This window comes from Raoultibacter massiliensis (genome assembly GCF_900199545.1).
Lineage (GTDB): Bacteria > Actinomycetota > Coriobacteriia > Coriobacteriales > Eggerthellaceae > Raoultibacter > Raoultibacter massiliensis.
The window spans coordinates 158775-184397 of record NZ_LT962670.1 but is presented as its reverse complement, the minus strand read 5'-3'; the positions used below and the strand labels follow the sequence as shown (position 1 = coordinate 184397).

At 58.7% G+C, this 25623-nt stretch carries 17 protein-coding genes and 1 pseudogene; 7 read left to right on the top strand and 11 right to left on the bottom strand.

Features of this window, described 5'->3' with window-relative positions; genetic code table 11:
- Nucleotides 1-24: 24 nt before the first annotated feature.
- Nucleotides 25-1557, bottom strand: coding sequence for a helix-turn-helix transcriptional regulator (locus C1719_RS00810; RefSeq protein WP_102373367.1), 1533 nt, complete (start codon nt 1555-1557; stop codon nt 25-27).
- A 132-nt stretch (nt 1558-1689) separates the two neighbouring features.
- Here C1719_RS00810 and C1719_RS00805 point away from each other — a divergent pair, with 132 nt between their 5' ends.
- On the top strand, nt 1690-3615 hold the full coding sequence (locus C1719_RS00805; protein ID WP_102373366.1) for an FAD-binding protein: 1926 nt from the start codon (nt 1690-1692) through the stop codon (nt 3613-3615).
- A gap of 358 nt (nt 3616-3973) precedes the next feature.
- On the opposite strand, the gene C1719_RS00800 is transcribed toward C1719_RS00805, so the two are convergent.
- The gene (locus C1719_RS00800) at nt 3974-4990 is read right to left on the bottom strand and encodes a hypothetical protein (RefSeq protein ID WP_146007812.1); all 1017 of its coding nucleotides are present in this window, start codon (nt 4988-4990) and stop codon (nt 3974-3976) included.
- A 578-nt stretch (nt 4991-5568) separates the two neighbouring features.
- On the opposite strand from C1719_RS00800, the gene C1719_RS00795 reads away from it, so the two are divergent.
- The 3 genes from C1719_RS00795 to C1719_RS00785 all read left to right on the top strand — a co-directional run bounded on the left by C1719_RS00795 (nt 5569) and on the right by C1719_RS00785 (nt 9293).
- Entirely contained in the window at nt 5569-7089 is a 1521-nt protein-coding gene (locus C1719_RS00795) for a response regulator transcription factor (RefSeq protein WP_180963399.1), read from the top strand.
- A 144-nt stretch (nt 7090-7233) separates the two neighbouring features.
- Nucleotides 7234-8919 carry an FAD-dependent oxidoreductase gene (locus C1719_RS00790; RefSeq protein ID WP_102373363.1) on the top strand — a complete coding sequence of 562 codons (1686 nt, stop codon included), beginning with the start codon at nt 7234-7236 and terminating at the stop codon, nt 8917-8919.
- Nucleotides 8920-8930: 11 nt separating this feature from the next.
- Nucleotides 8931-9293, top strand: a complete 363-nt coding sequence (locus tag C1719_RS00785) for a cytochrome c3 family protein (protein ID WP_102373929.1) — start codon at nt 8931-8933, stop codon at nt 9291-9293.
- 564 nt (nt 9294-9857) lie between these two features.
- Here the strand turns inward: C1719_RS00785 and hypD are convergent.
- The 5 genes and pseudogenes from hypD to C1719_RS00760 all read right to left on the bottom strand — a co-directional run bounded on the left by hypD (nt 9858) and on the right by C1719_RS00760 (nt 15547).
- On the bottom strand, nt 9858-10934 hold the full coding sequence (hypD, locus tag C1719_RS00775; protein WP_102373361.1) for a hydrogenase formation protein HypD: 1077 nt from the start codon (nt 10932-10934) through the stop codon (nt 9858-9860).
- A 2-nt stretch (nt 10935-10936) separates the two neighbouring features.
- Nucleotides 10937-11224, bottom strand: a complete 288-nt coding sequence (locus tag C1719_RS00770; protein WP_102373360.1) for a HypC/HybG/HupF family hydrogenase formation chaperone — start codon at nt 11222-11224, stop codon at nt 10937-10939.
- Nucleotides 11225-11296: 72 nt separating this feature from the next.
- Nucleotides 11297-13066: a Kae1-like domain-containing protein gene (locus C1719_RS00765; protein WP_245874225.1), complete on the bottom strand. Its 1770-nt coding sequence runs from the start codon at nt 13064-13066 to the stop codon at nt 11297-11299.
- Between the two features lie 106 nt (nt 13067-13172).
- Nucleotides 13173-13625: pseudogene (locus C1719_RS15930) on the bottom strand (acylphosphatase); the annotation flags it as partial.
- A gap of 176 nt (nt 13626-13801) precedes the next feature.
- Nucleotides 13802-15547: a glucose-6-phosphate isomerase gene (locus C1719_RS00760; RefSeq protein ID WP_102373359.1), complete on the bottom strand. Its 1746-nt coding sequence runs from the start codon at nt 15545-15547 to the stop codon at nt 13802-13804.
- Between the two features lie 384 nt (nt 15548-15931).
- Here C1719_RS00760 and ngr point away from each other — a divergent pair, with 384 nt between their 5' ends.
- Nucleotides 15932-16708 carry a nigerythrin gene (ngr, locus tag C1719_RS00755; RefSeq protein WP_102373358.1) on the top strand — a complete coding sequence of 259 codons (777 nt, stop codon included), beginning with the start codon at nt 15932-15934 and terminating at the stop codon, nt 16706-16708.
- Between the two features lie 176 nt (nt 16709-16884).
- Here ngr and C1719_RS00750 read toward each other — a convergent pair whose 3' ends face one another.
- Nucleotides 16885-18357 (bottom strand): helix-turn-helix transcriptional regulator, encoded by a 1473-nt coding sequence (locus C1719_RS00750; RefSeq protein WP_102373357.1) that lies wholly within the window; start codon nt 18355-18357, stop codon nt 16885-16887.
- 223 nt (nt 18358-18580) lie between these two features.
- Here C1719_RS00750 and C1719_RS00745 point away from each other — a divergent pair, with 223 nt between their 5' ends.
- Together C1719_RS00745 and C1719_RS00740 are read left to right on the top strand one after the other, a co-directional pair.
- Complete coding sequence (locus C1719_RS00745) at nt 18581-20263, top strand: FAD-binding protein (RefSeq protein ID WP_102373356.1); 1683 nt, start codon at nt 18581-18583, stop codon at nt 20261-20263.
- Nucleotides 20264-20909: 646 nt separating this feature from the next.
- Nucleotides 20910-22088 carry an MFS transporter gene (locus tag C1719_RS00740; protein ID WP_102373355.1) on the top strand — a complete coding sequence of 393 codons (1179 nt, stop codon included), beginning with the start codon at nt 20910-20912 and terminating at the stop codon, nt 22086-22088.
- 225 nt (nt 22089-22313) lie between these two features.
- Here the strand turns inward: C1719_RS00740 and C1719_RS00735 are convergent, their stop codons facing one another.
- From C1719_RS00735 to C1719_RS00725, 3 genes are all read right to left on the bottom strand, one after another.
- Nucleotides 22314-23027 carry a LytR/AlgR family response regulator transcription factor gene (locus tag C1719_RS00735; RefSeq protein WP_102373354.1) on the bottom strand — a complete coding sequence of 238 codons (714 nt, stop codon included), beginning with the start codon at nt 23025-23027 and terminating at the stop codon, nt 22314-22316.
- Nucleotides 23028-23161: 134 nt separating this feature from the next.
- Nucleotides 23162-24058 carry an acetamidase/formamidase family protein gene (locus tag C1719_RS00730; protein WP_102373353.1) on the bottom strand — a complete coding sequence of 299 codons (897 nt, stop codon included), beginning with the start codon at nt 24056-24058 and terminating at the stop codon, nt 23162-23164.
- 198 nt (nt 24059-24256) lie between these two features.
- Entirely contained in the window at nt 24257-25600 is a 1344-nt protein-coding gene (locus C1719_RS00725; RefSeq protein ID WP_102373352.1) for a sensor histidine kinase, read from the bottom strand.
- Nucleotides 25601-25623: the final 23 nt, after the last annotated feature.

Here is a 25623-nt window from a genome sequence, read left to right as displayed (position 1 = left end):
GGCGGGCGAGGCGCGAACGCCCGATCAGCGACGAGCGTCCACCATGTCGATAAGTTGCTGGCGCGAATGGATGTAGAGTTTCTTGTAGATGTTCTTCACATGCTCCCGAATCGTGTTTTCGGATACGAAGAGCCTCTTTGCGATGCTCGCGCGCGTATGACCCTGAGCAAGATATACGAGCACTTCGGCCTCGCGCGCCGAAAGCTGATGCGTTGCAGCAATGCGGGCGCACCGATCTTCGAGCGTCTCCCGTTCTTGAACGGCCTCCCGCTTTCCCACTTCAGAATCGGGGATGTCAGATTCCGAAATACGAACAGATGTTTCACGTGAAACATCGCCGTTCGACGCACCCGGCGCACCCGGCGCCAAAGCGGCATCGTCCCCGGAAAAGCCCATTCTCATGGTCACGCGATTTCCCACAAGCAGAATAGCCCCGAACACCACGAGCACGGCAACCAGCACGACGCTGTTCAGCATCGCCTGCGTGCCACCCCCAGCCAACGGCAGGATGTTCTGCCCCGTGAACACGCCTCCCGCGTAGCCCACCCAGAGCACGGTCCACACTGCAGGGAAGAGCATCGGCAAGCTCACGATGCGGCAGCGATCGATGTTGACGAGCACAAGGAATACGCACAGCCGAAGAAACGTCCACGAGAAGATCGTGAGCGACAACCAAACATCGGCATGATCGAGGTTGACGATGTTGAGCAGTATCACGACAACGAGGCACGACGCGAACACCTTGACGAGCGTCGTCGGCTCGATGCGAGAGCGAAGCGCAACCGAAGCGACAAAGCACACGAGCGAAACGACGATCGAAGCCAGTGCGGCATTCTCGTTGAGATCGCGCATGGACTCTTCGGTCGCAACATCGGCAGTCGTGCCCGCTACGATGCCGAGGGCAACGGCGAAGACGGCCAAACCGATGCCCAGCTTGATGAACTCCTTAGTGTTCGATGGACGCACGAGCAACGGGCGCTCGTCGAGCGGCTTCGAACGCACGGCGAGCATATAGCACACCCAAGAGCCGATGCCGCACGCCACCACAATCACCGGAATGGTGAAGTAGCCGCTGTTCATAGCAAGGTAATCCACAACACTTGCAACAAAGAACGCACAGCACACGCCGATGAGAACATCGCTTGACGAGCGCTCGGCGAACGCGGTCGCCCACACGAAGACAACGGTTGCCGCGGAGAACCCGAGCACCGCCGCCGCAACGTAGATGCCCCAAAGCGGCAAAAGCGTCTGGGCCACAAGCACGCATGCAACGCATCCGGCAACCGTGGCGATGAACGAAAGGCCGATCGACCATGCGGGCGTGAACGTACCCGCATCGCGCTTGTAGCTTACAAAGCACAGCGCGAGAAGAAGCGCCACGCTCAGGCTGCCGACGAAAAGCGGCGAGACGACCCGGCCCGAAGAACTGGGGAACAGAAAGGAAAGCGAGGCGTTCTGCCACACGAGAAAGAGGGAGAAACCGATCGTCAGAGGATTTGCGCAGATCATCGCGATGCGCTGCCCGTATTTCGTCTCTTTGTCGCGAGCCTCATCCATGCGTTTTTCCTCCCTAGGAAGCAGTATAGGGCAAAACCACCCGTTTTTGGTAAGGCGTGCGCTGGTAGGGTGAGCCCGTCCGAAACGAAGGAATCGGACGACAGACACGACGAACCCCGAGGAGGGATCATCATGGAAGCAAGCAAAGGCGTATCAAGGCGTTCGTTCTTGAAGGGCGCGGCACTCGCCGGCGTCGGCGCCGCCGCAGCCGGCATGATTGCCGGATGCACGCCCGGCAAGACAAGCGACACAGCGACCGCCGAGACCGCACAAGCCGCCGCAAGCACCAACAACTCTGCGGCAGGTGCAGACGGAACCGCCAATCCGTCATGGCTCGGCGAAAAGCCCACCGTCGACGAGGCGGATGTCACGAACACCATCGACACTGAACTGCTCGTCATCGGCGGCGGCAACAGCGGCGTATGCGCGGCGCGGCGCGCGGCCGAACTCGGCATGAAAGTGGTCGTGATGGAAAAGCAGCCCGAAGACACTTGGGCGCCCATCGGCTGCGACAGCGGCACGGTCAACTCGCAGGCGTATCTCGATACTGGGGCGGAAGCGGTCGACGAGATGCAGGTTTTGAACGAATGGCAGCTGCGCACGTACTGCCGTTCCATGCCGTCGATCGCCAAGATGTACGCAACGCGTTCCGGCGAGGTTACCGACTGGATCCGCTCCCTCGCACCGCAGGAAGAGCTCGACGAGTATTCCGTGTACTACAGCTTTCCCAACGGACGGCGCGCCGTCGCTATCAACCACAGCGGCTACACATCGTTTCCCGGCACCATCTCGTACCGCGACTTCAATAACACGCTCGGCAAGGGCGAAAACCAGCCTGCTTGGGGTCCCATTCTGCAATACAGCATCGACGAATCGAAGAAAGACGGCGCAGAATGGCTGTACAGCACAACCGCCGTCGTGCTCATCCAGAATGACGAAGGCGATGTGACGGGCGCTTACGGCAAAGGCCCCGACGGCTACGTGCGCGTCAACGCCGACGCCGTTCTGCTTGCCTGCGGCGACTTCTCGGGCAATGGCGAGATGGTGCTCGCCCTGAACGACGAGGTACGCGAGCTGGCCGAGGCGAGCGGCCTCGACACAACCGACCCCTCCGGCTTCATGGGCATGGGCCAGGACGGCATGGGCCACAAGCTCGCCTGCTGGGCTGGCGGCGTCATCGAACCCGGTCCGCGGGCAGCCATGAACTTCGGCAACGGCATGGGCGTTCCCGGACTCACCGCCATCGGCAACTACCCCGTGTTCGGCCCTGACGGCAAGCGCTTCTTCAACGATGCACAGCTGCAGTTCGGCGGCCTCGGCTTCATGGCGCGTCGCGCTCGCGGCGAGCTCATGTGCACGATCGCCGACGGCAAATGGGAGGAGAACATCCAGAACCAAGGCTACGAACACAACATGTCCTCCACCACCTGCGCCCGCGAATGGGATCTCGTGAAAGAGGATCTCGCCAACTACAAGACCGGCCCCGACGGATTCGAAGTGTACGGATTCACCGGCTACGGCATGAACAAATCGAAGATGTACGCGGCGGAAACGCTTGAGGAGCTCGCCGATATCCTCGGATACGAGGGCGAAGCGAAGCAAGGTTTGCTCGACGAAATAGCGCACTACAACGAAATGTGCGCAGCAGGCAAGGACACCGATTGGGGCCGCGATGCCGATCTCATGAACCCGCTCGACACCCCGCCGTTCTTCGGCATGGCCGGCAACACTGACAAGGGTCGCATCTCGAGCGGCATGGTGCAGATGTCGGGCGTGCTCGTTACCGACAACTTCGAGGTGCGCCGTCTCGACGACAGCATCATCAAGGGCCTCTACGCCTGCGGCAACGACTGCGGCGGACGCTACGCGGTGCAGTACCACACGCTCATGGCGGGCAATTCGGTCGGCATCGCCACCACACAGGGCTACGTTGCCGGCGAGCATATCGCGCAGCATCTCGAAGAGGACAAGGCAGCGGCCGACGTCTACGCCGAGAAGCTGGCGAAGATGGCCGAAGAAGCAGCGAACAACCCAGCCGGTGGCCCTCCGGGTCTGTAGGTCTCAAGATCCATCACATGCGGCGTGTATCCCTCCCATCGCGCCGCATGCTGGCGAGCTTCCGGAATCTCACATTCTGGAATTTGAGACTGGCGGAAGCGAAGGCGCCTTCGCTTCCGCCAGCTATGCAATTAAGCAGAGTCGGATTGAACGAAGGCAAAGTATGCTCACACGAACTGCTTTGACCTTGCGAGAGCAGATGCACACCGGAAAATGAAAGAGAGCCATCTCTTGGGGAAACGATGGCTCTCTTTCATGTGTTTCAGACCTTCTCCAATATAAGACTATGTCTAATGTTTGTCAAGATCTTTTATTGTTCGATTATCGAATCTACGAAGCCCACGAGACCGTCCGACAATCACACGCGATTCGAAAGCCGCTCGAATACCCTCCGATAGCGAAGACGCTCTTTGAAATCTAGCCGATCGGCTGCTTTTCGATACAGAGCATCCAGCTCGCGTCGTTGAGCGGACGCCGCTGCATCAAGTTCGACAACCTGTTCGGTGATGGCTGCCGGGTTCGCGCTTTCCCGAATGTACTGATCGATATCGCCGATGTTCGACCACAGCAAGCCGTCGAAAACCGAGATCGTCGAAGGCCCGAACGAGAGCGTTGCCAGCCCAGCCTCCTCCCCGATGGGCGCATACAGGTTCGCATGGTACGGATCGTCAATGCCCTCGCGCATGAACCGAGTCGGCGTCGTCGGGCGAAATCCGTGCGTTTCGAGCCATGCGCTCGCGTGTTCGAACAGCCGCGCTGTGTCATCGTCGTCTTGAGCACGCGACCAGCCCTCGCGCAAGGGCACCAACTCGAAGCCAACAACGGTAGAACGCAGAGCGTCGCGAAGCGTCTTTTCGAGAGAGGCACTCGTTTGGCCGCCGATGCCGAGGGCCACGTGCATGACAACATGATCGAGCCCCATCTGCTCAAGCAGAATCGAGGTTTTTTTCATCTCGGTTTCGCCCGACGGCACACCCATAACGTCGGCTTCGTCGAAATTCGAAGTAAAGTAACGAAACTCGAAACAAGGAGCACCAAGTGCCTTAAGTTCGTTGGCCTGGCCGACCGAAAGCAGCCCGGGATCGAAGACCGCATGCACGGGCGTTGCTGGCGCTATGGGAAAAATGCGGCCGACTTCGCTCAAAAATTCACGCATGTCGGATTCGGGAATCGTGCTCATCGACCCCGTGCCAAACGTAACCGATGCTATTTCAAGCGACTGCGCACCTTCGGCGAATCCGTGCATTTCCGCAAGAACGGCATCCAGATAAGACCGCTTCACCGCAGGCGCCGTATTCGCGTACGTCGGCGCGGTGTCCCAATCGGCATGCCCAACCACAAACGGAATGCTGATAAACAGGTTGCACTGCTGCATGATTCTCGTGCTCCTCGCGTTCGTTCCCATCTCTTCGCAGCATAGCGTAACCGATGACCCCTCGCCACAAACGGGTGGTTTGCATAAGTGCGGCGGCAGATGCCTTGCCGCAAGAGCGACCGCAGAAAACCGACGCCAACTTCGCTGGATTTGCCGAAAAGAACCGATCTGAAGGAGCGCTCCCGCAACGCTGGGATGCGTCCAAATCAGAGTCCGAAAATCCCCAGTTCACAAGGCTGGTTGAACGACTTCCATCCAGCAGGATCCTGCCGCCGCCGTCGGAAGGGCCCCGAAACCGACAAAACCCCTTCAGATCGGTTCTTTTCGGCAGAATATCCCATATTGGTCCACAGAAACGAAGAGCCGAGACGCCCGCCACAACGAGGCTCCCGCCGATCTCACCTTTACCGACCTGCAAAGCGGAAGCGTCAGGAATCCCAACGCCCATCCGCAAGCGCCTGCGCTCGGGCTGAACCCGCCATCGCCAAACCGCTCCCAATCTTTGATAAGATACGACCTACACCAATGGCAACCATGCACCGCGTTGCCTCCAGCGCATGGAAAGGGATCGCGAGACCATGCAGAATAGCGGATCCGGCACGGCACGTTACACCCTCAACATACCCCCCTTGAGGTTTTTCGGCCTTGGGCTGAGCTTTTCATGGGCGTTTTTGATGTGGCAAAGCCCACTGGGATCTCTGTCGGGGTCTGCAAGCAGCGGCTCGGATCCCGTTTGGATTCTCTCGGCCATCCTCTCTCCGCTCATTGCAGTCCTTCTCATGCTGTACGGCAAAACGGCAGATATCCCCTGCCGAAGCATCGTCATTTTCTTTGCAACCGGGGCCGCCACGCTGGGCACCGTGCTTGCGGCGGCGGCTCCGCTGGTTCCAGAAGGAACCGTGCGTCTCGTATTCGTTGCGCTCGGCGGCATCCTTACGGGAGCCGCGCCCATGGTTGTAAACACTCTTTGGGCAATAGTCCTCGCCCGTCTTTCCCTGCGCTCGTCCGAAATCGTTATACCTGCATCGTTTCTGGTAACCTTTTTCTGCTCCCTCGCCATCCCCAATCTGCCGCGCGCCGTATTCGTTGCCACGATTTGCGCGCTTCCCCTCCTGTCGGGCTTTTGCCTCTGGGCCTCTGTTCGGGCGCTCGACGGCAAGCATATGCCCAACCATCATTTGGCCACATCGGAAGGGGATTTGTATACCGAGAAGCTGCCCTTCGACAGGAACAAGGCACTCAAAGCCTGCGTCGTTTTGTTCATGGCAAATTCCGTCTCGTCGTTTTTTGCGTTCATGCGCCCCGACGACACGATGCCCATGCTCGGAAACGCGTCGTTGGTAGCCGCAGCCGCATCGGCGGCCTCGGCTTTCGTAGCTGTAGCGATCACCATGTTTTCCAAGCCGGTCAGTTTCGACTCGTTTTACCGTTGGCTCTACGTGCCAACCCTTGCCGCCGTCGCCCTGTACGGAATGGGCCCCGCCCCGATGCGCACCGCCGCCATGATCGTTCTGCTGTATGTATTCATGACGGGCTCCACGATCATGCTCATATACTCCATCAAGCTATCGCGGCAGACGCGTCGCAGCGTAACATTCCTTTTTTGCGGCGCGCTTGCCTTCTCCACTATCGGGTGCCTCGTCGGTGGAATTGCCGAGGGCGTTGTTTCCACCGCCATCGAATCCGGCCTCTTCTCGGTTCAGACGGCGTGCTTTGCCTTGATCATCGTCTTCTCTTGTTCCATTTTGCTTCTCGGACGCGAAAGCATCGATGTAACAACCACCCCCTCGAGCGAAGCACGGCTTCACCCAAAGCCAAAAGCAACGGAGCCGCAATCCAAAAAGACGGATCGCGAGCAGTGGATAGACACCCGCTGCGAAGAGATTGGAAGCGAGTACGGATTAACCAATCGGGAGCTGGAGGTTCTCGGATACCTTGTTCGAGGGCGCTCTCAACCGTATATTCGCGACGCTCTGTGCCTGTCTCAAAACACCGTAGCGTCCCATGCGCGCAGCATCTACCGAAAGCTCGGCGTTCACTCCAAACAGGAGCTGCTCGACATACTCGAAAGCAGAAGCGAAGCTCCCTCGAACAGATAACCGACTCGCGCGTCTCACATGTTTCTGGTGATTTGTTCGAGAGAGGGCCTCCCTTGAACGCATTCCATCGGTTTCAGGTGGCGCGCAAGCGATCGCTCTCCCCTATGGTTGCACTTGCACTCGACCACAAGGAAGGAGAGAGATATGAACGCAGAGGTAAGCAGACGCGGCTTCTTGAAGAGCGCGGGACTGGCCGGCCTTGCCGCCGCCAGCGTTGGAGCTTTCGGTTCGCTGCCGCAAGCCCATGCCGACGAAACGACCTCGGCCCAAGCCGAAACCGCCGAGAACCCCTATATTGCAGCTCTCGGAGAAAACACCCAGCTTCTACCTGTAGACAAAAAGATCTGGGATGCCGAAAGAGGGCCCATAGGGTTCGAAGACAGGGAGATTCCGGCAGAAGAGATATCGCGCACCGAGGAATGCGACCTCGTCGTCATCGGAGGCGGCATCAGCGGCGTCGTTGCGGCGAAGAAGGCCGCACGCGAAGGGGCTCGCGTCATCGTAATCGAAAAAATGACGAAGGGCCGCAGCGCCTGGGAAAGCATCGGCGGCTACAACAGCAAAGCGCAGCAGGAGATCGACAATGTGCCCGATCCGGCCGAATATGCAGAAATCATCCTGCGCGCCGCCTACAATCGTGTTCCAGCCGAAGTCACCTGGGCCTTCGTAAACAAATCCGGCGAGACGATCGACTTCGTTCAGGAGATGCTCGACGAAGCGAATTCGGGAATCAAAATCTACAGCACCAAGCAAGATCCGTACCCGTACGCCATAGACATGATTCAAGGCGAGCACAAGTTCGAGCTCCCCGAGGAATACCACTGGACAAGTTGGATGTTCGGCCCTCCCGTCATGCATGCCCTCACGGAAGCCGTGAAAGCTGATCCCAACATTGACATCAGGTTCTTGACCTCGGGAGTGCAGCTCATCCAAGACGAAAGCGGACGTGTAACGGGCGTCATCGCAAAAGACAGCGAAAGCTATTACCGGATCGATGGAGCAAAAGGCGTTCTTTTGGCAACAGGCAGCTATACGGCCAATCCGGAAATGATGCAAGCGTGGGTTCGCCCCGAGGACTACGCCACGAGCGGCAACGCAGACCCCAGCATCGGAGTCACCGGCGACGGACACATGATGGGGTTGATGGCCGGCGCGCAGATGGACCCCATTCCCCACACCGTGATGAATTTCGGCGTTCCCATGGGCTTCTTCACCGCATGGGGCTGCTCGTTCACCGTCAATCCGTCGGGTAAGCGCTTCATGAACGAAAGCCTGCCGATGAACTACACGTCCAACGCGATCAACACGGAAACCCGTGCGGGAGGGCGATGCTGGTGCATTTTCGACCAGGCCATGATGGATGCCCACAAAGCGGACGGCTCTGCCACCGACGAAACCATCGCGGCAGCGCTTGAAAACGAAACGCTCGTAGAGGGAGAGACCATAGCCGACCTGGCTGCAGCACTCGGCATGGATTCCGCAATCCTAGAGCAGACCGTAGAAACCTGGAACTCCTATTTCGAGGGCGATAGCCGCGTGGACTCCGAGTTCCGCCGCGATCTGACGACCGCGGTGCCCATGGGCGACGGCCCCTATTACGCATCGCCCATCCGAAGCATGGTCTATGCCGTTGTAAGCGGTTTGACGATCAACGGAAACGCACAGGTCCTCGACAAGGAAAACAAGGTTATCGACGGGCTGTATGCGGCGGGCAATGCCGCCGGGAGCATGTTCGCAGGCACGTATCCGCGCCATCTTCCCGCCACCTCGGTGGGACGCGCGGCAACCTTCGGATACATTGCCGCAGCCCATGCAGTGAAGGGAGAATGATCGTGACTAAGATGAAAGCAACCGCAGCCCTGCTGATAGGGTCCCTATCGATCGCAGCATGCCTGACCGTAGCCGCATGCTCGCCAAACAGCGACGGGCAAAAGGAGTCCGGCGGAGCAGAAACCACCACGGCCGCAGCTCCCGGGCAATTCGATCCCTATGTCTCCGACGAAACCTGTCTAAGCTGCCATGGCGGCTCCTACGAAGCCGTCGCCGAGCGAACCGCCGACTATGGCGATTCGAACCCGCATGACTCGGTCCACGGAGGCTATCTGTCGTGCAACAGGTGCCACAGCAACGGCAGCGAGCTCACCGAAAACGATTGCCTGTCATGCCATGACTGGCCACGCGATCTGCAAAGCGCACCGAACTAGCCATTCCAACTGAAGCGGAAAGCGAAGCGGCCCCGAATCAACTTCGGAGCCGCTTTGACATGTCCCTGAGCACGGCGCGCACGTCCGATTTTGCTACCGCCGCCGAGCCGGGATCGACGCGCTCGCGCGAAACGCTTGACGGCATCCAGAGGCCCAGGTGACCAGACGGGAACACGCCAAGCTGGAATCGGCAGCGAAACAGGGCCAAATTGCACAGTTTTTGCCAGATTCATACACGGCTTTCCGCACCTTCGCGCCTGCGTCGACGCACGCAGCTTTTTCATCTGGTAAAACGTTCTTCTCAACTCCCGTTCGCGCAGCCCTGCAGGACGTTCGGCGCCGCGAATGTATGAATCTGGCGAAAATCGTGCAGAATCGAGCGGCGCGAACGAACGCCCGGTTTGGCGGTTTGACGGTTTGGCAGCTCGACGATTCCGCAGTGCGAATGCTGCCGCCCGACAGTTCGAACCGCGGATTGCCGCAGCGGCAGAGCACGAGAAGGCGGTCTCTGCAGCTGCCAATCGCATTTCATGCACTGCAATTATTGGGTGCGCGCTAGCTCGCTCAGTAATACCGATAATACGCCGCGCAGCTGCCTTCGCTGGAAACCATGCAGGGACCGACGGGGTTTTCGGGCGAGCAAACCTTACGGAAGAGCGGACACTCGTTCGGCGCCATGATGCCGCGAAGCACATCGCCGCAGCGGCAGCCCTTCGGATCCTGCGTCGGCTCGATCTCGGGATCGAAGCGCAGCACCGCGTCGAATTCGGCGAACTCGGGGCGAATCCGATAGCCCGAATCGGGAATCTCACCGAGGCCGCGCCAGATGGCGGGGCAGGTTTCGAACACTTCGTCGATGGCAGCCATCGCCGTCGGATTGCCCTCTGCCATAACGCCGCGGGCATAAGCGATCTCGATCTCAGCGCGGCCCTCGTGCAGTTGGCGCATGATCATGGCGATGCCCTGCAGCACATCAACCGGCTCGAACCCGGTGATAACGCCTGCGATGCCGTACTTCTCGGCCAAGAATCGATACGGCTCCATGCCGATGATGGTGCTCACGTGGCCGGGCAGGATGAGCGCATCGACTTTGAGCTCGGGGTCGTTCACGATCGTCTCGAGCGCGCCGGGCATGTTCTTGTGCGCGGCGAACACCGAGAAGTTCTTGAGGCCCATCGCCTTCGCGCGCTTGATGGACATGGCAACAAGCGGCGTGGTGGTTTCGAAGCCAACGCCCACGAACACGATCTCGCGCTCGGGATTATCCTGCGCGAGCTTGAGCGCGTCGAGCGGCGAGTATACGATTTGGATCGAGCGCCCCGCTGCCTGCTCCTTGAGCAGGCTCGATGTGGACCCGGGCACACGCGTCATATCGCCAAACGTCGCGATGGTCACGTTCTCCACCCGCGCAAGCGCGATGACGGTGTCGATATCGTGGTTCGAGGTCACGCACACAGGGCAGCCCGGCCCCGATGCCAGACGGGTGCCTTCGGGCATAAGTGCACGGATGCCGTTGCGCGCGATGGCGACGGTGTGGGTTCCGCACACCTCCATGAGCGTTGCCTGCTTCGGGGCAAGGGCGCTGATGGAATCGATGAGGCCGCGTGCGAGCTTGGGATCCTTGAACTGGGAAAGGTCCATGGCTAAAGCCCCAGCGATCCAAGCGAAGCAGAAGCAGGTGTCGGAGCATCGGCCTGGGGCACATCGTCCATTGCCAGCTCGGGGAACTGCTTGATGAGATCGATCGTCTCCTGGGCGTACTGCTCATCGACCACTTCGATTGCGAAGCCCGCATGCACGAGCACGAAATCGCCGATGTTCGCCTGGGGAGTCAGATCAAGGGATATGTCACGCGTGACCCCGAGGATATCGACGGTGGCCATACGGTCGTCTTTAAACTCGGTGATCTTTGCTGGAATTGCCAAACACATAGCTTGCCTTCTTTCAGCGGCCGCCCGTCACGCTTCTCGTCGCCTTGGCGAACCGCGATACGCCTATCCGTGTTACAAGCGCAATCCTACCACAGCCTGCCCGAAGGAAATGCATCCATCGCTCGGCGGTAGATCGCGATTGACGGCGACCGTGAATCCCTGTTCGGCAAGTGCCGAAATCGCATGTTCCATGATGTAGCGGTTGAGGAACACGCCGCCCGACAGCGCCACGGCATCGATGCCGTACGTCGCCCGGATAAGCCGGGCTCCCTGCACGATTGCCGTCACGAACGCGTCGTGGAAACGCCGCGCGATCGTCGCAGCGGCAACGCCCGTCGCATAATCGTCGAGCAGCGCCTTGAACGTGGGGGCGGCGTCGTAGAGCACGACCGACGTATCGAGCGCGGTGCTCTCGGACGTGGCGGTGTTCTTGACGATGTCGATCGCATAGCGCTCCGCCGCATCGGCGTCAGCGGCATCGACTGTTTCACATGAAACATTTGTTCGTGTTCTGTCCTCTGCGGATATCGCAGCTTCCAGCAGAATCGCGCCTTCTCCTTCGTACTTCGGAGCGATGCAGATGCCGAGCAGCGCCGACGCTGCATCGAACAGACGGCCAACCGACGAAGTAAGCGGGGTGTTGAGCCCGCGATCGATCATCAGGCCGCATACATCCGCCGCTTCCCCAAGCTCGCTAAGAGCCTTGCGGGCACCTGGATGCTCGAGCAGATCAAACGCCCACAATACGCCATAGGCCATGCGCAGCGGATTCTTGATGGCGGCGGCGCCTCCGGGCATGGGAACGTAAGCGAAGTTTGCGAAGCGCTCATAAGCTGCAAGATTGCACAGCAGCACTTCCCCACCCCAGATGTTCCCATCGGCTCCGAAGCCCGTACCGTCAAACGCAAAACCCGCAACCGGGCCTTCAAGCTTGTTCTCCGCCATGACCGACACGATGTGGGCATGATGATGTTGTACTTCGACAACGGGAAGATTCTGCTCGTGCGCCCACTTGCTTGTCAGATACTCGGGATGCAGATCGCACGCGATGCGCTCGGGCGCAATTTCGAACAGGCGCTCGTACAGCGCCTTCGCGGAAAGCCACGCATCGTAGGTTTCGGCGTTCTCCATATCGCCGATGTGCTGCGAAACGAACGCCTCGCTCTCGCGCGTAAGGCAGAAGGTATTTTTCTGTTCGGGGCCCGTCGCGAATATCGAAGCGGGTGAACGCTTGTCAGACGCGGGACCGCCGGCCGCTTCGTTCGGCGCACCCTCGTCGGCCGCTTTGCCCCCATCGCCCTCGCCATCCGCACCGCCGAGCAGCGGCAGCGCAAGCGGCATCGGCGCGTACCCACGTGCACGGCGCACGAATTGAATGACCTGACCCGCTTCTCCCAATTCGAGCACGCGCACCACCGAATCGTCGTAGCGCGCGCAGATCACACGATTGTTGCCGAGAATCGCATCGGCAATGCCGCCGAGCACGCGATACGCCTCGTCGTCATCGGTGACGATCGGTTCGTCGTGGATGTTGCCCGACGTCATGACGAGCATGCCGCCATAGTCGGCAAGCAGCAGATGCTGCACCGGCGTATAGGGAAGCATGACGCCGAGTTCGGTCAGGCCATCGGCAAGCCCCGGCACGAACGATGCTCCGATGCGCTTCTTCAGCAGTACGATCGGACGCTGCGAGCCGGTAAGCAGCCTCTCTTCCGCCTCGTTCACCTCGCAAACGCGACGAACCGCGTCCATATCCTTCATCATGACCGCAAACGCCTTGCCCTCGCGGCGCTTTCGCAAGCGCAGCTCGGCAACTGCGGCCTCGTTTTCGGCATCGCACACCAGGTGGAATCCGCCAAGCCCTTTGACCGCGAGGATCTTTCCTNCCCGCCGCCGTCACACGCCAGCTCACCTTCGGGCCGCATTCGAAGCACGCGTTCGGTTGCGCGTGAAAACGGCGGTCGAGCGGCTCGTCGTATTCGCTCTGGCAGCGAGAACACATCGGGAATTCCTTCATCGAGGTGTTCTTGCGATCGTAGGGGAGCTTTTCGATGATCGTGAATCGGGGGCCGCAGTTCGTGCAGTTGATGAACGGGTAGCGATACCGGCGATCGTTCGGGTTCGCTAGTTCGCGGGCGCAATCCTCGCATGTGGCAAGATCAGGCGAAATGAGCGTGGTCTTCTCGACGGCCCCCGCATCCGAAAAGCGTATCTCGAAGGAGTCGAACCCTTCGAGCGGCACTTCTTTGAGCTCGATCTCATCAACCTGCGATGCCGCAGGCGGATTCTCCGAAAGCTCGATCACGAATTCGTCAAGCAGCTTTCCCTCGCCCTCAGCGTGGATGAACACGCCGTCGGTTGCGTTAAGAACCCAGCCGTTTATCAGGTATTTTTTAGCCATACGGTAAACAAAGGGGCGGAAACCCACCCCTTGAACGATACCGCGAACCTGAATGTCCAATGCTTCGATCATCGCAAAATCCTTCTATGAATCAATCGGCTGCGTCGAATCGATCACGCCGCCCGATTTCCGCTCGACTTCTTCGGCGCTGCGCCCCTGAACCATGCTCGGCTTCCCTACTCGGATTCTTCGGCATTCCGTTCGCGCTCGTATTGCTGCTCGAGCTCCTCGAGCACTTCGACCACAAGCTCGGACAGCGCACGCAGCGTCACACCCGAATGATCGGGAAGATGAATGTGAATGCATCGCCGACCGCGATCGGCAAGCGTCATGAGATCGCCCGCTGCCTGGGCTTTTGCCAGCGCACCGAGGCTTGATGCCTCCTGTTCGAGCGGAATATCCTTCAGCTCGTCGGCCGAAAGGATGAGGAACACGCCGTCGTTCGGGCCGCCCTTTTGAAGCTGACCCGTGGAATGCAGGTAGCGGGGCCCGACCTCAAGGCACGACACCACATGGCACGTGACGCCGACACCGTGGCGGATCGTCTCGAGCGCCTCGCGGCGACCCTCGCCGGTAAACGGGAGAAACGCGTTCAGCGCGAAGAAATCGCCTGGCTTGATGCTGCCAAGCAGCGCCCGCAAGGCGGCGCGCAGATCGGTGGCGTCTGCAAACATCGGAGCGACCTTGACTTCGACTTCCCCGGTATGCACATCGCCGATGTAGTCTTCGACGAAGTCGGGATCGGGCTGGCCGTCGCGCAGGATGCCGAGCACCGCCTGCTTGGCCGACGACACGTCGGGCTGATCGAACGGGCACACGTGCATGAGGTAGCCGCACATCGCGATGGCGTATTCCCACATGACGAAATGCTCGGCAAGCTCGGCGGCGTTATCGATTTTGAAGTTGAGACGCGGAATCGCGGGGTCAAGATACGCAAGGCTCATCTCGAAGTTCTTGCGTTCGTCCCACAGGTCGGTTTTGGTTTGGTACACGATGGCGGTGCGATCGCCCGTATCCTTGTTGAGCAGCAGGGCATCGAGCTCGATGTTGGGAAGAATGCCCTCGCCTCCCTTGCCGAGGCTTTCGGCAACCAGCTGCTCGATCCATAAGCCCAGCACGCGACCGCGCTTCGGCGTAAGAAACGAGAACTTGTTGCGCCCTTGCACGTAGTTGTCGTACAGAAACGCGGCAAGGCCGACGGCAGGGTTGTCGATCGCATCTTCGCTGCATCGGCGTTCCGCCTCCACGGCGTGATCCATAAGCTGGCGCAGATCTATCCCCACGAGCGCCGCGGGTAAGAGGCCGAATACCGAAAGCGCCGAAAAACGCCCGCCGACAGTCGGCTCGCCGGGAAACACCGCAGCCCAGCCCTCCTCTTTGGCTTGCTTTTCAAGATCGGATCCCGGATCGGTGATCGCCACGAGACGTTTGACGAACTCCTCGTCGTCGATGCATTCGGCGAGTTCGCTTCGCACTGCACGCAACGCAAGGCGCGGTTCGATGGTGCCGCCGCTCTTCGAAGAGATGATGAAAAGCGTGGTCTCGGGCTTTGCTTCGGCGAGAATGCCCCTCACCCGCACCGGGGAATCAGAGTCGAGCGTCTTGAACGACACCATGCCCGAATCAACTTTGTTGTACTTCGTGATGGTCATGGGAGCCTGCGTCGAGCCGCCCTGCCCGATAAGCACAACGGTTTTCAGTCCACGGGCGATCGCGTCATCAGCGAACGACTGAATGTCCTCAAGGGGATACGGGGGGTTGCTGGCCAAATCCGTCCAGCCCATATATTCGGCAGCGCATGCGCTTGCTTCATCAGAAAACTCGTAGAGGCTCGCATCCTTCGCAAGGATTCGACTGGCGACCTTTTCCTTCACCAGCATCTTTGCAGAAGGGTAGAGCTTCTCAACTTCACCGACTAACATAGGGTCCTTCTTTCTGCGAAAGTCCCCCTATTCTATCAGACGTGCCGCCGAGAAGCCTTTTCTTCGCATATCTTCCCGAATGCACAGCATTTCCTACTTCTGACGTGGTATTTCTCTCGATCTAAAACCCTGCTTGACGCAGCCTGCTTCCCTGAGGATATCGCTTGCGGCAATGCCCTTTGAAAACGTATCGACCGATTCTCTTGCATGGCCGCACGTACACCGAACGGGCTCCCATCCTCGACAAGGGCCAAAACTTATTTGATTAGTTTACTTATTAGGTTTACTTCCTAATTAATATTTGTTACTATTTTAGAATCCATTGTGCGAGTGGGAGGACTTGCACAAAGACAGACGGAGTTATCCGTCGGGAGGAGAGGCAACATGGCAGACGTATCAAGACGAGCATTCGTGAAAACAGCGGCACTGGGAGCGGCGGCGTTTTCAACTGCAGGCATCCTTGCCGCGTGCGCGGCAGAGGAGAAACCGGCCGCCGAAGAGCCGAAGACCGAGGCAGGGGCAGAACCCCAAACCGGAGCACCTGCGGCCAACGTGCTATCGCCCACCAAGGCACCCGATGCCGAAACGGCGAGCAACTTCGAAACGGTGCCCGACAGCAAGACCGTCGTCGGAACAACCTACGAAAACCTGCTAGCCGCAATCGAAGGAGAAACGGGCGCGACCACGAAGTACCAAGCGTTCGCCAAAGTTGCCGAACAAGAGGGCTTCACTCAGATAGCAAGGCTGTTCAACTGCACGGCCGATGCGGAGAAGATCCATATCGAACTCGAGTACAACCTTGCGAAAGAGATCGATCCCGCAACTGAGAAGCCCGAGCCTCCCGAGGTGCAGGGATACGATTCGGGCGTCAATCTCATCTTGGGCGCCAACGGCGAAATCTACGAAACGTCCGATATGTACCCCTCTTTCATCAAGAAGGCCCAGGAGGAGGGCAACGAAAAGGCGGTCCAGGTATTCACTCGCGCCAAGCTTGCCGAAGCGTATCATGCGGAACGCTACCTCGATGCGTACAACACCATCGACGAGCCGTCCGATGACAAGTACTACCTGTGCCCCATCTGCGGCTATATCCACAAGGGCGAGAACTTCACAGCCTGCCCGATCTGCCTTGCCCCCAAGGAGTCGTTCACTGCGTACTAGGCTGCGAACGGCGGGGTTCTCCGCATTTCAACCGAGCGAGCCCTCGGGACAACGAGTGCCGTTCGTTTGCAAGCAGCGAGCACGCCCATAAGCGGCCGAACTTGATCGAGTTCGGCCGCTTTTCTTCCTGAACCGCCTCGCTCCTTCTGCAAAATCCGACCGGCGAAAGAGACCCCCTATCGACCTTCGTCGCCAAGCACCTCGATCTCGTTTTCCACCTGATCGAGAAGCAAGTACAAATCGGCCTGCGAATGCACGCCCAGCTTCGCGTAAATGTTGCGCATATGCGTCTTCACCGTGGACTGGCTGACGACAAGCTTCTTTGCAATGTAGGGGGCATGGTATTTCTGCGCAAGCAGGCACAGTATCTCGCCCTCGCGCGCCGTGAGGGAAAACCGCTTTCCCAGCACTGCGCATGAATCCCGATAGGCGTTCTCCGCCGCTACGTTGCCCTCCCCTGCATCCACAACGCCTGAAGCCATGTTCTTCTGGATTATCAGAAAAGCAAGAATGCCGCCGCCGATGAAAGTAACAAGAACGACAACCGAGGCGATGGCCGCGAACGCCGCCGCAGGAAGAACCGCATAGAGCGCCGACGATGCCGCCCGCGCAAAAATCATCAGCGCAAACGAAAGCAACAAGGGAAGCAGCGGATTGATTCTGTCCGAAAACAAAAAAGGAGTTGCAAACAAATAGAACAGCGTGATCTTATAGGTGGCATCTATGATGAGCAGATAGATGAACCACAAATCAGCCGATGCCTGCGACGCATAGAACGCAAGAAAAGTTATAGGCAGCACGAAAAGCTCGAACACGAGGATGAAGTTACGGTTCCATACCCGCAAAACAACAAGCAAGGCAACCGCTGCAGCAATCAGCACTCCGCACCCGATGCTGAGCTGAATGAGAAACGTGATGAGGGAATCTTCTTGGAACGGCATCCACGCCGATTGGATCGACACGAACGGCCCGCGGCACAAAAGGGGCAAAGCAATCAAGCCGAAGGCAACTGCCGTTTCCCGTTTGCTTGCGCAGGAGAACCGCGGTAGCGTTTGGGCTAGCTTCTCGTCGTTTTCAGCATCGGCCTCAGTTCCTTCGCCAGGTATGACCACCTTCGGCACATAGAAGATGAACCCTGCGCCGGAAACGATCGGAAGCGCACAGACGATCAGATACGAAACGCTTTGATCAAGCACCGAGAGTACCAGCGTAATCGCTCCTGAGACAAAGCACGCAGCCACAAACACCAGCGCAGACCTCCGAGCACCAAGCCCGACAAGACGCTCACCCCAAAACAGCAAAAGACAAGCGCTTCCGATCCGATACAGCGATTGGATCACAAGCACGGCCGCTTCGCCTGGCAGGGAAACGCCGGATGCCACCACAAGGGAAAAGACCGCCGCGAAAGCAGCGATTCCCGCACGGGCAACTGGCGAAGCGGAAATTCTCAGGGTCTTCTTCGCACCGTAAACCGCTGCAAGAACAAGGATGAGAGCAACCTCAACGAAATAGGGAGCAGGCGCGAACATGGAGAAGTTGACATGCTGGACGGCGGGCATCCTCTGGATTTCAAGAACCAGCAGCGCACAAGCAAAGCCGATGACGGCTACCCCTATATGCACGGATGTGCTTGCGAAGCGTTTGATCATCTTTCCTCCCAAAGACATATATACCAGAAAACAGCTGCAGAAACGTTCGACCGCGGCAACTTCATACCGTTTGTGGTAGGAAAAAATCCTTTCCGCTTGATAGGTTTGAAGAGCGGATTCGGCATTTGCGCAACCGAGTCGAAAGCTTGTCGCGGTAATCGGCCATCGGAAGCCCGTCGCAATCCGTAGGCGAGAAAAACACCAAGGAAGGGACGGTTCTATCATGGAACTCAATCGACGCGATTTTCTCAAAGGCGCACTCGTTGCCGGGGCCGCCGCCGCGGGTGCAAGCATGGTCGGCTGCTCACCAACCAACGACGGCGACGCGAACGCTGTATCTGACGCAAACGGAATGCAGTATCCCGACGGCTTGACTGCGCAAGACTTCGAAGCATCGGCGGCGGAGCTTGCCCCCATCACCGAATTCGCCGAAGAGAAAACCTACGACGTGGTGGTTGTAGGCGCCGGTACCGGCGGCGTTCCAGCGGCGCTCTCCGCGCTTGAAGAAGGGGCGACTGTCGCACTGCTCCAAAAGGAATCGAAGGCCATCGCTCAGGGAGGAACATGCTCGGGAGTACTGCTCGACGAAAGCGACGAGCAGGGTGTGGCGAACTACCTGCAGGGCTACCTCGAAGATTGCCGCTGGCGCGCCGATCGCGGACTCGCCGAAACGTACTGCAAGTATTCCGGCGAATCGATCCGCTGGCTTCAGGTACGCAGCGCCGAAGCGGGATTCCCTCCCTACAACGTACGTCCGACCGCAGTGACCACCTACGACGACGGCAGCAAGTGCTCGAGACGCAGCATCATGTTCGGACCCAAGCCGTACAACAACGGCACCATGATCGAGCATCTTGCCGATTATGCAGCCGCGCAGGGCGTCGAGATTTTCTATTCGACCCCAGGCGTGCAGCTCGTAACCGATGAATCCGGCGCCGTAACGGGCATTATCGGAAAATCGGGAAACAGCTACATCAAATTCAATGCCACTAAGGGCGTCATCCTTTCCACAGGCGATTACCAGAATAACCAAAGCCTCGTCGAGCGTTACTGTCCCGACGTCAAGGAATTCGACCGCAAGCAGGTGAACAAAACAGGCGACGGCATTCTTATGAGCATGGCGATCGGAGCCGGCTTCGTCCCCGTCGGGCACTCGCACATGATGCACGATTTCGATTCGGGCCCCATGTACAACGAGCCGTTCCTCAACGTAAACGAAAACGGCGAGCGCTTCATGAACGAAGACTGCGTATTCGAAGAGATCAACTGCGTGCTGCGCAATCAGCCGAAACCCGGCTGGTACTCCCAGATCTTCGATGACAACTACTTTGAGACCGTCACCGACTGGGGCGGAAAACCGACCGAAAAAGAGAAGATGAAGCCCTACATGCCCGACGTCGAGATGGATCGCTCGGCAGAGAGCGGGGCAAACGTCATCGAAGGGCTCATCGACACCTACTGCTGCGACACCCTCGACGAACTCGCAGAAAAACTCGGCATCCCCGCCGACGCCCTGAAGAAATCGGTCGAGCGGTACAACGAGCTGTGCGATGCGGGATTCGACGCCGATTTCGGCAAAGCGCAAAAGTATATGAAGAAAATCGAGAAAGCTCCGTTCTGGGGCATCCACAAGCACGTACGCGTTTCCGCCCTGTGCGCAGGTGTTACAGTAAATGAAAACTACCAGGCGCTGAATAAGAACGGCGATGTCATTCCGAACCTGTGGGTTACCGGGTTCAGCGCCGGCCAGCTGTGCGGCAGCCCCGACTGGTCGATGTATCAGGGCGGCATGTCGGCCGGCCACTGCATTATGACCGGTCGCATCTGCGGCATCCAAGCCGCAACGGGCGGTAAGCTCGAGGCTTCGAAGCCCATCACCGAAGAAGACGTTTTGGCAATCGGCTAGCCTTCGGAGCATTCCAAGATCCCAAGGCGCCGCCCGAGAAGACCACTGCTCGAGCGGCGCCTATTTCTGCTGGTTAGAATTCAACCAGAACCGATCCCGAACGGCAAAGCGATCGGGCTTTCGCGCGCCGGAACACGTGCAATTGCGCCCGAAACGCGATCTTCGCGAATTCCATAGACCAGATACGTTAGATTTGCCGAAAAGGACCGATCTGAAGGACTTCGCCAGAAGGCGGCGAAGCATGTTTTGACAAGTTCTTTTCTTCCATCAAGAAGCACCAGGTCACAACGCCATATCGTCATCTCTTCGCATCGGGGAGCTTCATCAGGTTTCCGCAGAAGCCGTCTAAAGCTTTCGCAACCCGTCAAATCTCTTCAGATCGGTTATTTTCGGCAAAAAATCGACTTTCGGCCTGCAAAACCAGCTGCGTCGGGCAGCATGAAAGAAGGAGGCTGACCGAATCGCCGCATGCCGCCCATCCGCAAATCGAACCCGCGAACCCGCATTCCCCCACGCAGCCCGCACCCCTGCGCAGGGCCCGCCGCGGCGAAAGCTCCGCACTTCAGCCGAGGCTTCCCAACATCAGGGTACACTCCGCACCTGCCCGTGCTACCATGGCATACGCTGGCGAAGGAGGCCGGTAGCCATGGAAGAAGACTTGTCGAAGCAACAACTCTGGACAAAGGATTTCATCCTTATCGCCGCTGTGAACTTTTTGGTTTTCAGCAGTTGGCAAACGCTGCCGTTCGTGCTGCCGGTCTACCTGCAAACGCTGGGGGCAGATGATACCGTCCTCGGCTGGGTGACCGCCATCACCACCATATCGGCGCTGTTGATCCGTCCGTTCTGCGGCATCATCCTCGATCGATTCGGCCGCAAGGGGATCTTTCTCGCAGGCATTGCGTTCATGGGCCTTGCATCGGCCTCGTTCGCGTTCATTCCCATCGTGGGCATCATTTTAGCGATGAGGTTCGTCCATGGTCTTGCCTGGGGCATCACAAGCACCTCAAGCCAAACCGTCGCAAGCGACATCATACCTCCAAAGCGATTCGGCGAAGGCATGGGCCTGTTCGCGCTTTCAGCAAGCCTTGCGTTCGCCATCGCTCCCGGCATTGCGTTGGAGCTGTTTCATGCAAGCGGCATGACGTACGTCGTCGCCGTAGCGGTCGGCGTGCTGGTTATGGCATTCGTGCTCGCCAGCATCCTCAAGTACCGACCGATAAAGAAGACGGCTTCGTTCAAGCCGAGCTCCATGTTCAACCGCTCATCCATTCTACCTGCAACGATCATGTTCTTTCTCACCTCGTGCTACGGATCGCTCGTAACCTTTCTTGCCATCCATGCCGAATCGCAAGGCGTCGAGGGCATCGGGTTCTTCTTCACCGCTTACGCGATTGCCGTTGCCTTATCGCGACCGCTGCTCGGTAAGTTCGTCGACCAACGCGGCTATGCGGTGGTTCTGCTGCCGGGAATCGCGCTCGTTGCCACTGCACTCGTTGTTTTGTCCCTGGCGCATTCGCTTCCGATGTTCATCCTGACCGCTTTCTTGTACGGCTTCGGCTTTGCGGGGTGCCAATCGACGCTGCAAACCATGGCGGTAGCCGATGCCGAACCGGAGCACCGTGGAGCCGCAAACGCCACATTCCTCGTCGGCTTCGATGGGGGCATCGGGGTCGGATCCGTGGTATCGGGCTGGATAGCGGCAGCACTGGGCTATTCGGGCATGTATCTGTGCTTCGCCGTGCTTCCGATTGTGTCAGCCGTAGTGTTTCTCGGATTCGCGCGGAATCGCCGGCCTCCGAACCTTACGCAGAGGGAAAAGTAACCCACCCCGAAAAGGCTAGGCGCGAAGCCCCGATTCAAGACGAGCTGATTCGAACGAACAGCTTCCGACGGTTTGCACGCCGCCTGCTTCTTTGCGGGAGGCCGAAGAAAGCCGAATCAGCAAAGCGAAAGGGCAAGCCCAACGACCAGCATCAACGCCTTTGCGCTGGCCCAAAATGCGAGAAGAGAGCCGCGTGTTGCGGCCCCCTTGCTGATTAACCTGGTATTACAGCCCCAGCGCCTTCTTCAGCGCCGAAACGCGACGGCGCGATACGGGGATCTTCTCGTCGGTGCCGTCGAGCGTCAGCAGAAGCGTTCCGCCTGAGACCGATTCGATCTCTTCGACAAGCGAAAGGTTCACGAGATAGCCGCGATGCACGCGGAAGAACCCGTGGCCGTCCAAACGCTTCTCGAGCTGAGCCAAGCTGACCGTCGAAAAATAGCGATCGGTATCGGTTTGCAGATACGCGTAATCGTCGCGCGCCATGACGAACCGGATCTTGTCGATGCCGATGAGGATTTTCTTACCGCCCTTTTCAACCGGAATGCGCTCGGAACGCTGCGCCTTCATATGAAGCGAAACGTGCTCGCGCACACGGGCGATAGCCTGCGACAGACGCTCCGTTTCAACGGGCTTCACCAGATAGTCGATCGCATTCACCTTGAATGCATCGAGTGCGAACTCGCTGTATGCCGTTACGAACACGACGGCGGGCGGGAACTTCAAGTGCTGCAGGGCTTCGGCCAGCTGAAGGCCTGTTGCCTCGGGCATGTTCACATCGAGAAACATAACATCGCACGGATATTCTTTGAGCTTTTCGATGGCCTCGCGCACGCTGGCAGCCTCGGCGACCACTTCGGTCTGTCCGAGTTCGTCCAGCAGGTACTTGAGTTCTGACCGCGCGGGCGCTTCGTCGTCTACGATCATTGCTTTTAGCATGGTGCCTCCAACTCGTGCGCTAAGGCTGATGTAACAAGCCCCATTATAGAGCAAGATCGTCCCATCTTTTGAGAATCGCATACATTGAAGAAAAGCGTCGGCAAGTAGCGTCAAAGGCGCTGCAGATCACTTTCCTACAGCGCAAACCCATACGTCTCAAGCGCGTACTTCGGCACCATGAAGCGCACTGTCTTTTCGGGGTCGACCATCTGGCACACCTTCACATCGGCCACAAGCGAGAAGAGCATGACGAGCTCGTCTTTTGCCGCGCCCGTCTTGGCGCTTACCAGCTCGACCATATCGTGCACGGCGATCGATGCGGCCTCGTCGAGCGTTTCAGCCGAAGCGATCACGCCTATTTGGGTCTCGTTTTCGATGAGCGGATTTTTCACCTGCATCTCGGGCAGAGCCGTAAGCCGCACGGTCGCCCACCCCGCAACCTCGGCACCCGAAACGCTCACTTCGCCGTCGCCCATCGTCGCGTGCATATCGCCGCATCCGAACAGCGCGCCCTCGGCCGCCACGGGGAAGTAAAGCTTCGCACCCGTTGTGATGGCGGTGTTGTCCATGTTGCCGCCGTGAGAACCGGGCGTTCCGCAGTTCACCGGCTCGCCCGCAGGAGCCACGCCGATCACGCCGATCATGGGGTTGAGCGGAATCGAAAGATTGTCGTTCCAGATGAGCTTCCCGCCCTCGATGGCGCACAGGTGAGTGCTCCACGCCTCGAACATGTCGCCGCACACGCCTTCGTCCTTGCCCGTGCACGAAACGGTTTGCCCGTCGAGTTCGATATCGAGGATTTCAACCTTAAGAGCGCCGCCCGGCTGGGCGCCCTGTACATAAATCGGGCCCGTCGCAGGGTTGATCGCATCCCAATCGATCTCGTCGAGCACGTCCTCCGCCGCGCGAATCTGATTGCCGAAGCAATCCTTCGTGCGAATGCGCACGGTCTCACCCGACTCGACCGTCATAGCCGGCTCCAAATCCCGCGCAAAGGCGAACAGCGTTTTTTCGTCGCTCAACTCTCTCATGATCAGCGTCCTTCCGTTTCGACATACACTTACGCAGCAGGCGGCGCAAGCCGCGCATGATCAGAATAGCGCTCCGAACGGGGCAAGTCACTGGCGTGTCCCGCATGCAGGGTTTGCCGGCAGCCTGAAACGCAAAGGGCGCGCCCTTCCGATTCGATTTCAGGCTGATCGGAAGCGCCCGCAGCCTTTCCGCCGTCGCTATTGGCTATCCCCAAGCGACGGGAAATCGCGGATCGCGCCGTTCTTCAGAACAAGCGTCACAACGGTTCCCCTGCCAAGCTCGCTTTCGATTTCCATATGCGTCCCCGGACCGAAATGCCCGCGAATCCTGTCGTTCACGTTCTTCACCGCAATGCCGAGCCCCTTCGAGGAATGGGGATGGAGGATGTTTTGACGAGCCTCTTCGGTCATACCGACGCCGTTGTCCTTCACGCACACAAGCACATCGTCGCCTTCGCGCGTGCCGGTCACCTCTATTTCGAGCATGCCCTCGGACGGCATGGCATGGCGTACGGCGTTTTCAACAAGCGGCTGGATCAAGAACGGGGGAACCATCATGTCCTCGACTTCCGGCTCCACGTCGACATCGATCGAAACACGGTCTTCGCCGAAGCGGGCCACCTCGAACGAGAAGTAGCGCAGGGTTTGCTCGAGTTCGCGCGCAAACAAAATCAACTCGGCCGAATCCTCGAGCGTTCGGCGATAGAACACGGCGAATTCCCGAAGCAGAATGCGCGCTTTTTCGGGGTTTGTTCGGATGAGCGACGCGATCGTGTTGATGGTATTGAACAGAAAGTGCGGGTTGATCTGGCTTTGCAGCGCCTTGAGCTCCATGCTCGTTGCAAGTTTCGTCTGCTGTTCGAGCGCGGCTGCCGCCATCTGAGTCGAAAGCAGCTTGCCGAAGCCCTCGGCGATGGATTTCTGGGTTTCGCTGATGTGATGCGGGCGGCGGTAGTAGAACTTGAGCGTTCCCTCAACATGCCCGCCCATGGCAAGCGGCACGATGATGGCGGCCTTGATGCTCGTCTCCGTGGGGAACCCGATGTCTTCAGCGGTCAAGAGGATGCGCATTTTTCCGTCTTCAAGCGTCGCATGGGTTGCATGGGTGCGAACCTCGCTGCCCGTGGGATTACGCTCCTCCTCGCTGCCTGCGTAGCCGAGGATCTGGTCTTTATCGGTTATGGCAACCGCAATCGCCGCCGTCGAAGGAAGCAGCAGCCGGCATACCTTCTGCGCCGACGATTTGTTCAGGCCTTCCTTCATGCAGGCAAGCGTCTGGCTTGCAAGCTTCAGCATCGCATCGGACTGCCGAGCCCGCACGTTGTCGGGATCCATGAGCAGCCGGATGACCACCACGAGCGAAAACGTGAACACGATGCCCGCGCCCACCATGATGCCGATGTTCTTGATAGGCATGGCGATCGACCAGAGCAAGGCGAAGCCCGAAAGCACCACGAAAGTGAACATGAGCATCTCAAGCGTGAAGAAACGGGGCAACGTCGATGATTGCCGGTTTTTTCCGGATTTCTTATTCTGGGCCATAGGGGCGTCCTCCAATACCGTGC

Coding starts and splice junctions, on each gene's coding strand:
- C1719_RS00810 (WP_102373367.1), bottom strand. CDS start 1,557: ATGGATGAGGCTCGCGACAAAGAGACGAAATACGGGCAGCGCATCGCG.
- C1719_RS00805 (WP_102373366.1), top strand. CDS start 1,690: ATGGAAGCAAGCAAAGGCGTATCAAGGCGTTCGTTCTTGAAGGGCGCG.
- C1719_RS00800 (WP_146007812.1), bottom strand. CDS start 4,990: ATGCAGCAGTGCAACCTGTTTATCAGCATTCCGTTTGTGGTTGGGCAT.
- C1719_RS00795 (WP_180963399.1), top strand. CDS start 5,569: ATGCAGAATAGCGGATCCGGCACGGCACGTTACACCCTCAACATACCC.
- C1719_RS00790 (WP_102373363.1), top strand. CDS start 7,234: ATGAACGCAGAGGTAAGCAGACGCGGCTTCTTGAAGAGCGCGGGACTG.
- C1719_RS00785 (WP_102373929.1), top strand. CDS start 8,931: ATGAAAGCAACCGCAGCCCTGCTGATAGGGTCCCTATCGATCGCAGCA.
- hypD (WP_102373361.1), bottom strand. CDS start 10,934: ATGGACCTTTCCCAGTTCAAGGATCCCAAGCTCGCACGCGGCCTCATC.
- C1719_RS00770 (WP_102373360.1), bottom strand. CDS start 11,224: ATGTGTTTGGCAATTCCAGCAAAGATCACCGAGTTTAAAGACGACCGT.
- C1719_RS00760 (WP_102373359.1), bottom strand. CDS start 15,547: ATGTTAGTCGGTGAAGTTGAGAAGCTCTACCCTTCTGCAAAGATGCTG.
- ngr (WP_102373358.1), top strand. CDS start 15,932: ATGGCAGACGTATCAAGACGAGCATTCGTGAAAACAGCGGCACTGGGA.
- C1719_RS00750 (WP_102373357.1), bottom strand. CDS start 18,357: ATGATCAAACGCTTCGCAAGCACATCCGTGCATATAGGGGTAGCCGTC.
- C1719_RS00745 (WP_102373356.1), top strand. CDS start 18,581: ATGGAACTCAATCGACGCGATTTTCTCAAAGGCGCACTCGTTGCCGGG.
- C1719_RS00740 (WP_102373355.1), top strand. CDS start 20,910: ATGGAAGAAGACTTGTCGAAGCAACAACTCTGGACAAAGGATTTCATC.
- C1719_RS00735 (WP_102373354.1), bottom strand. CDS start 23,027: ATGCTAAAAGCAATGATCGTAGACGACGAAGCGCCCGCGCGGTCAGAA.
- C1719_RS00730 (WP_102373353.1), bottom strand. CDS start 24,058: ATGAGAGAGTTGAGCGACGAAAAAACGCTGTTCGCCTTTGCGCGGGAT.
- C1719_RS00725 (WP_102373352.1), bottom strand. CDS start 25,600: ATGGCCCAGAATAAGAAATCCGGAAAAAACCGGCAATCATCGACGTTG.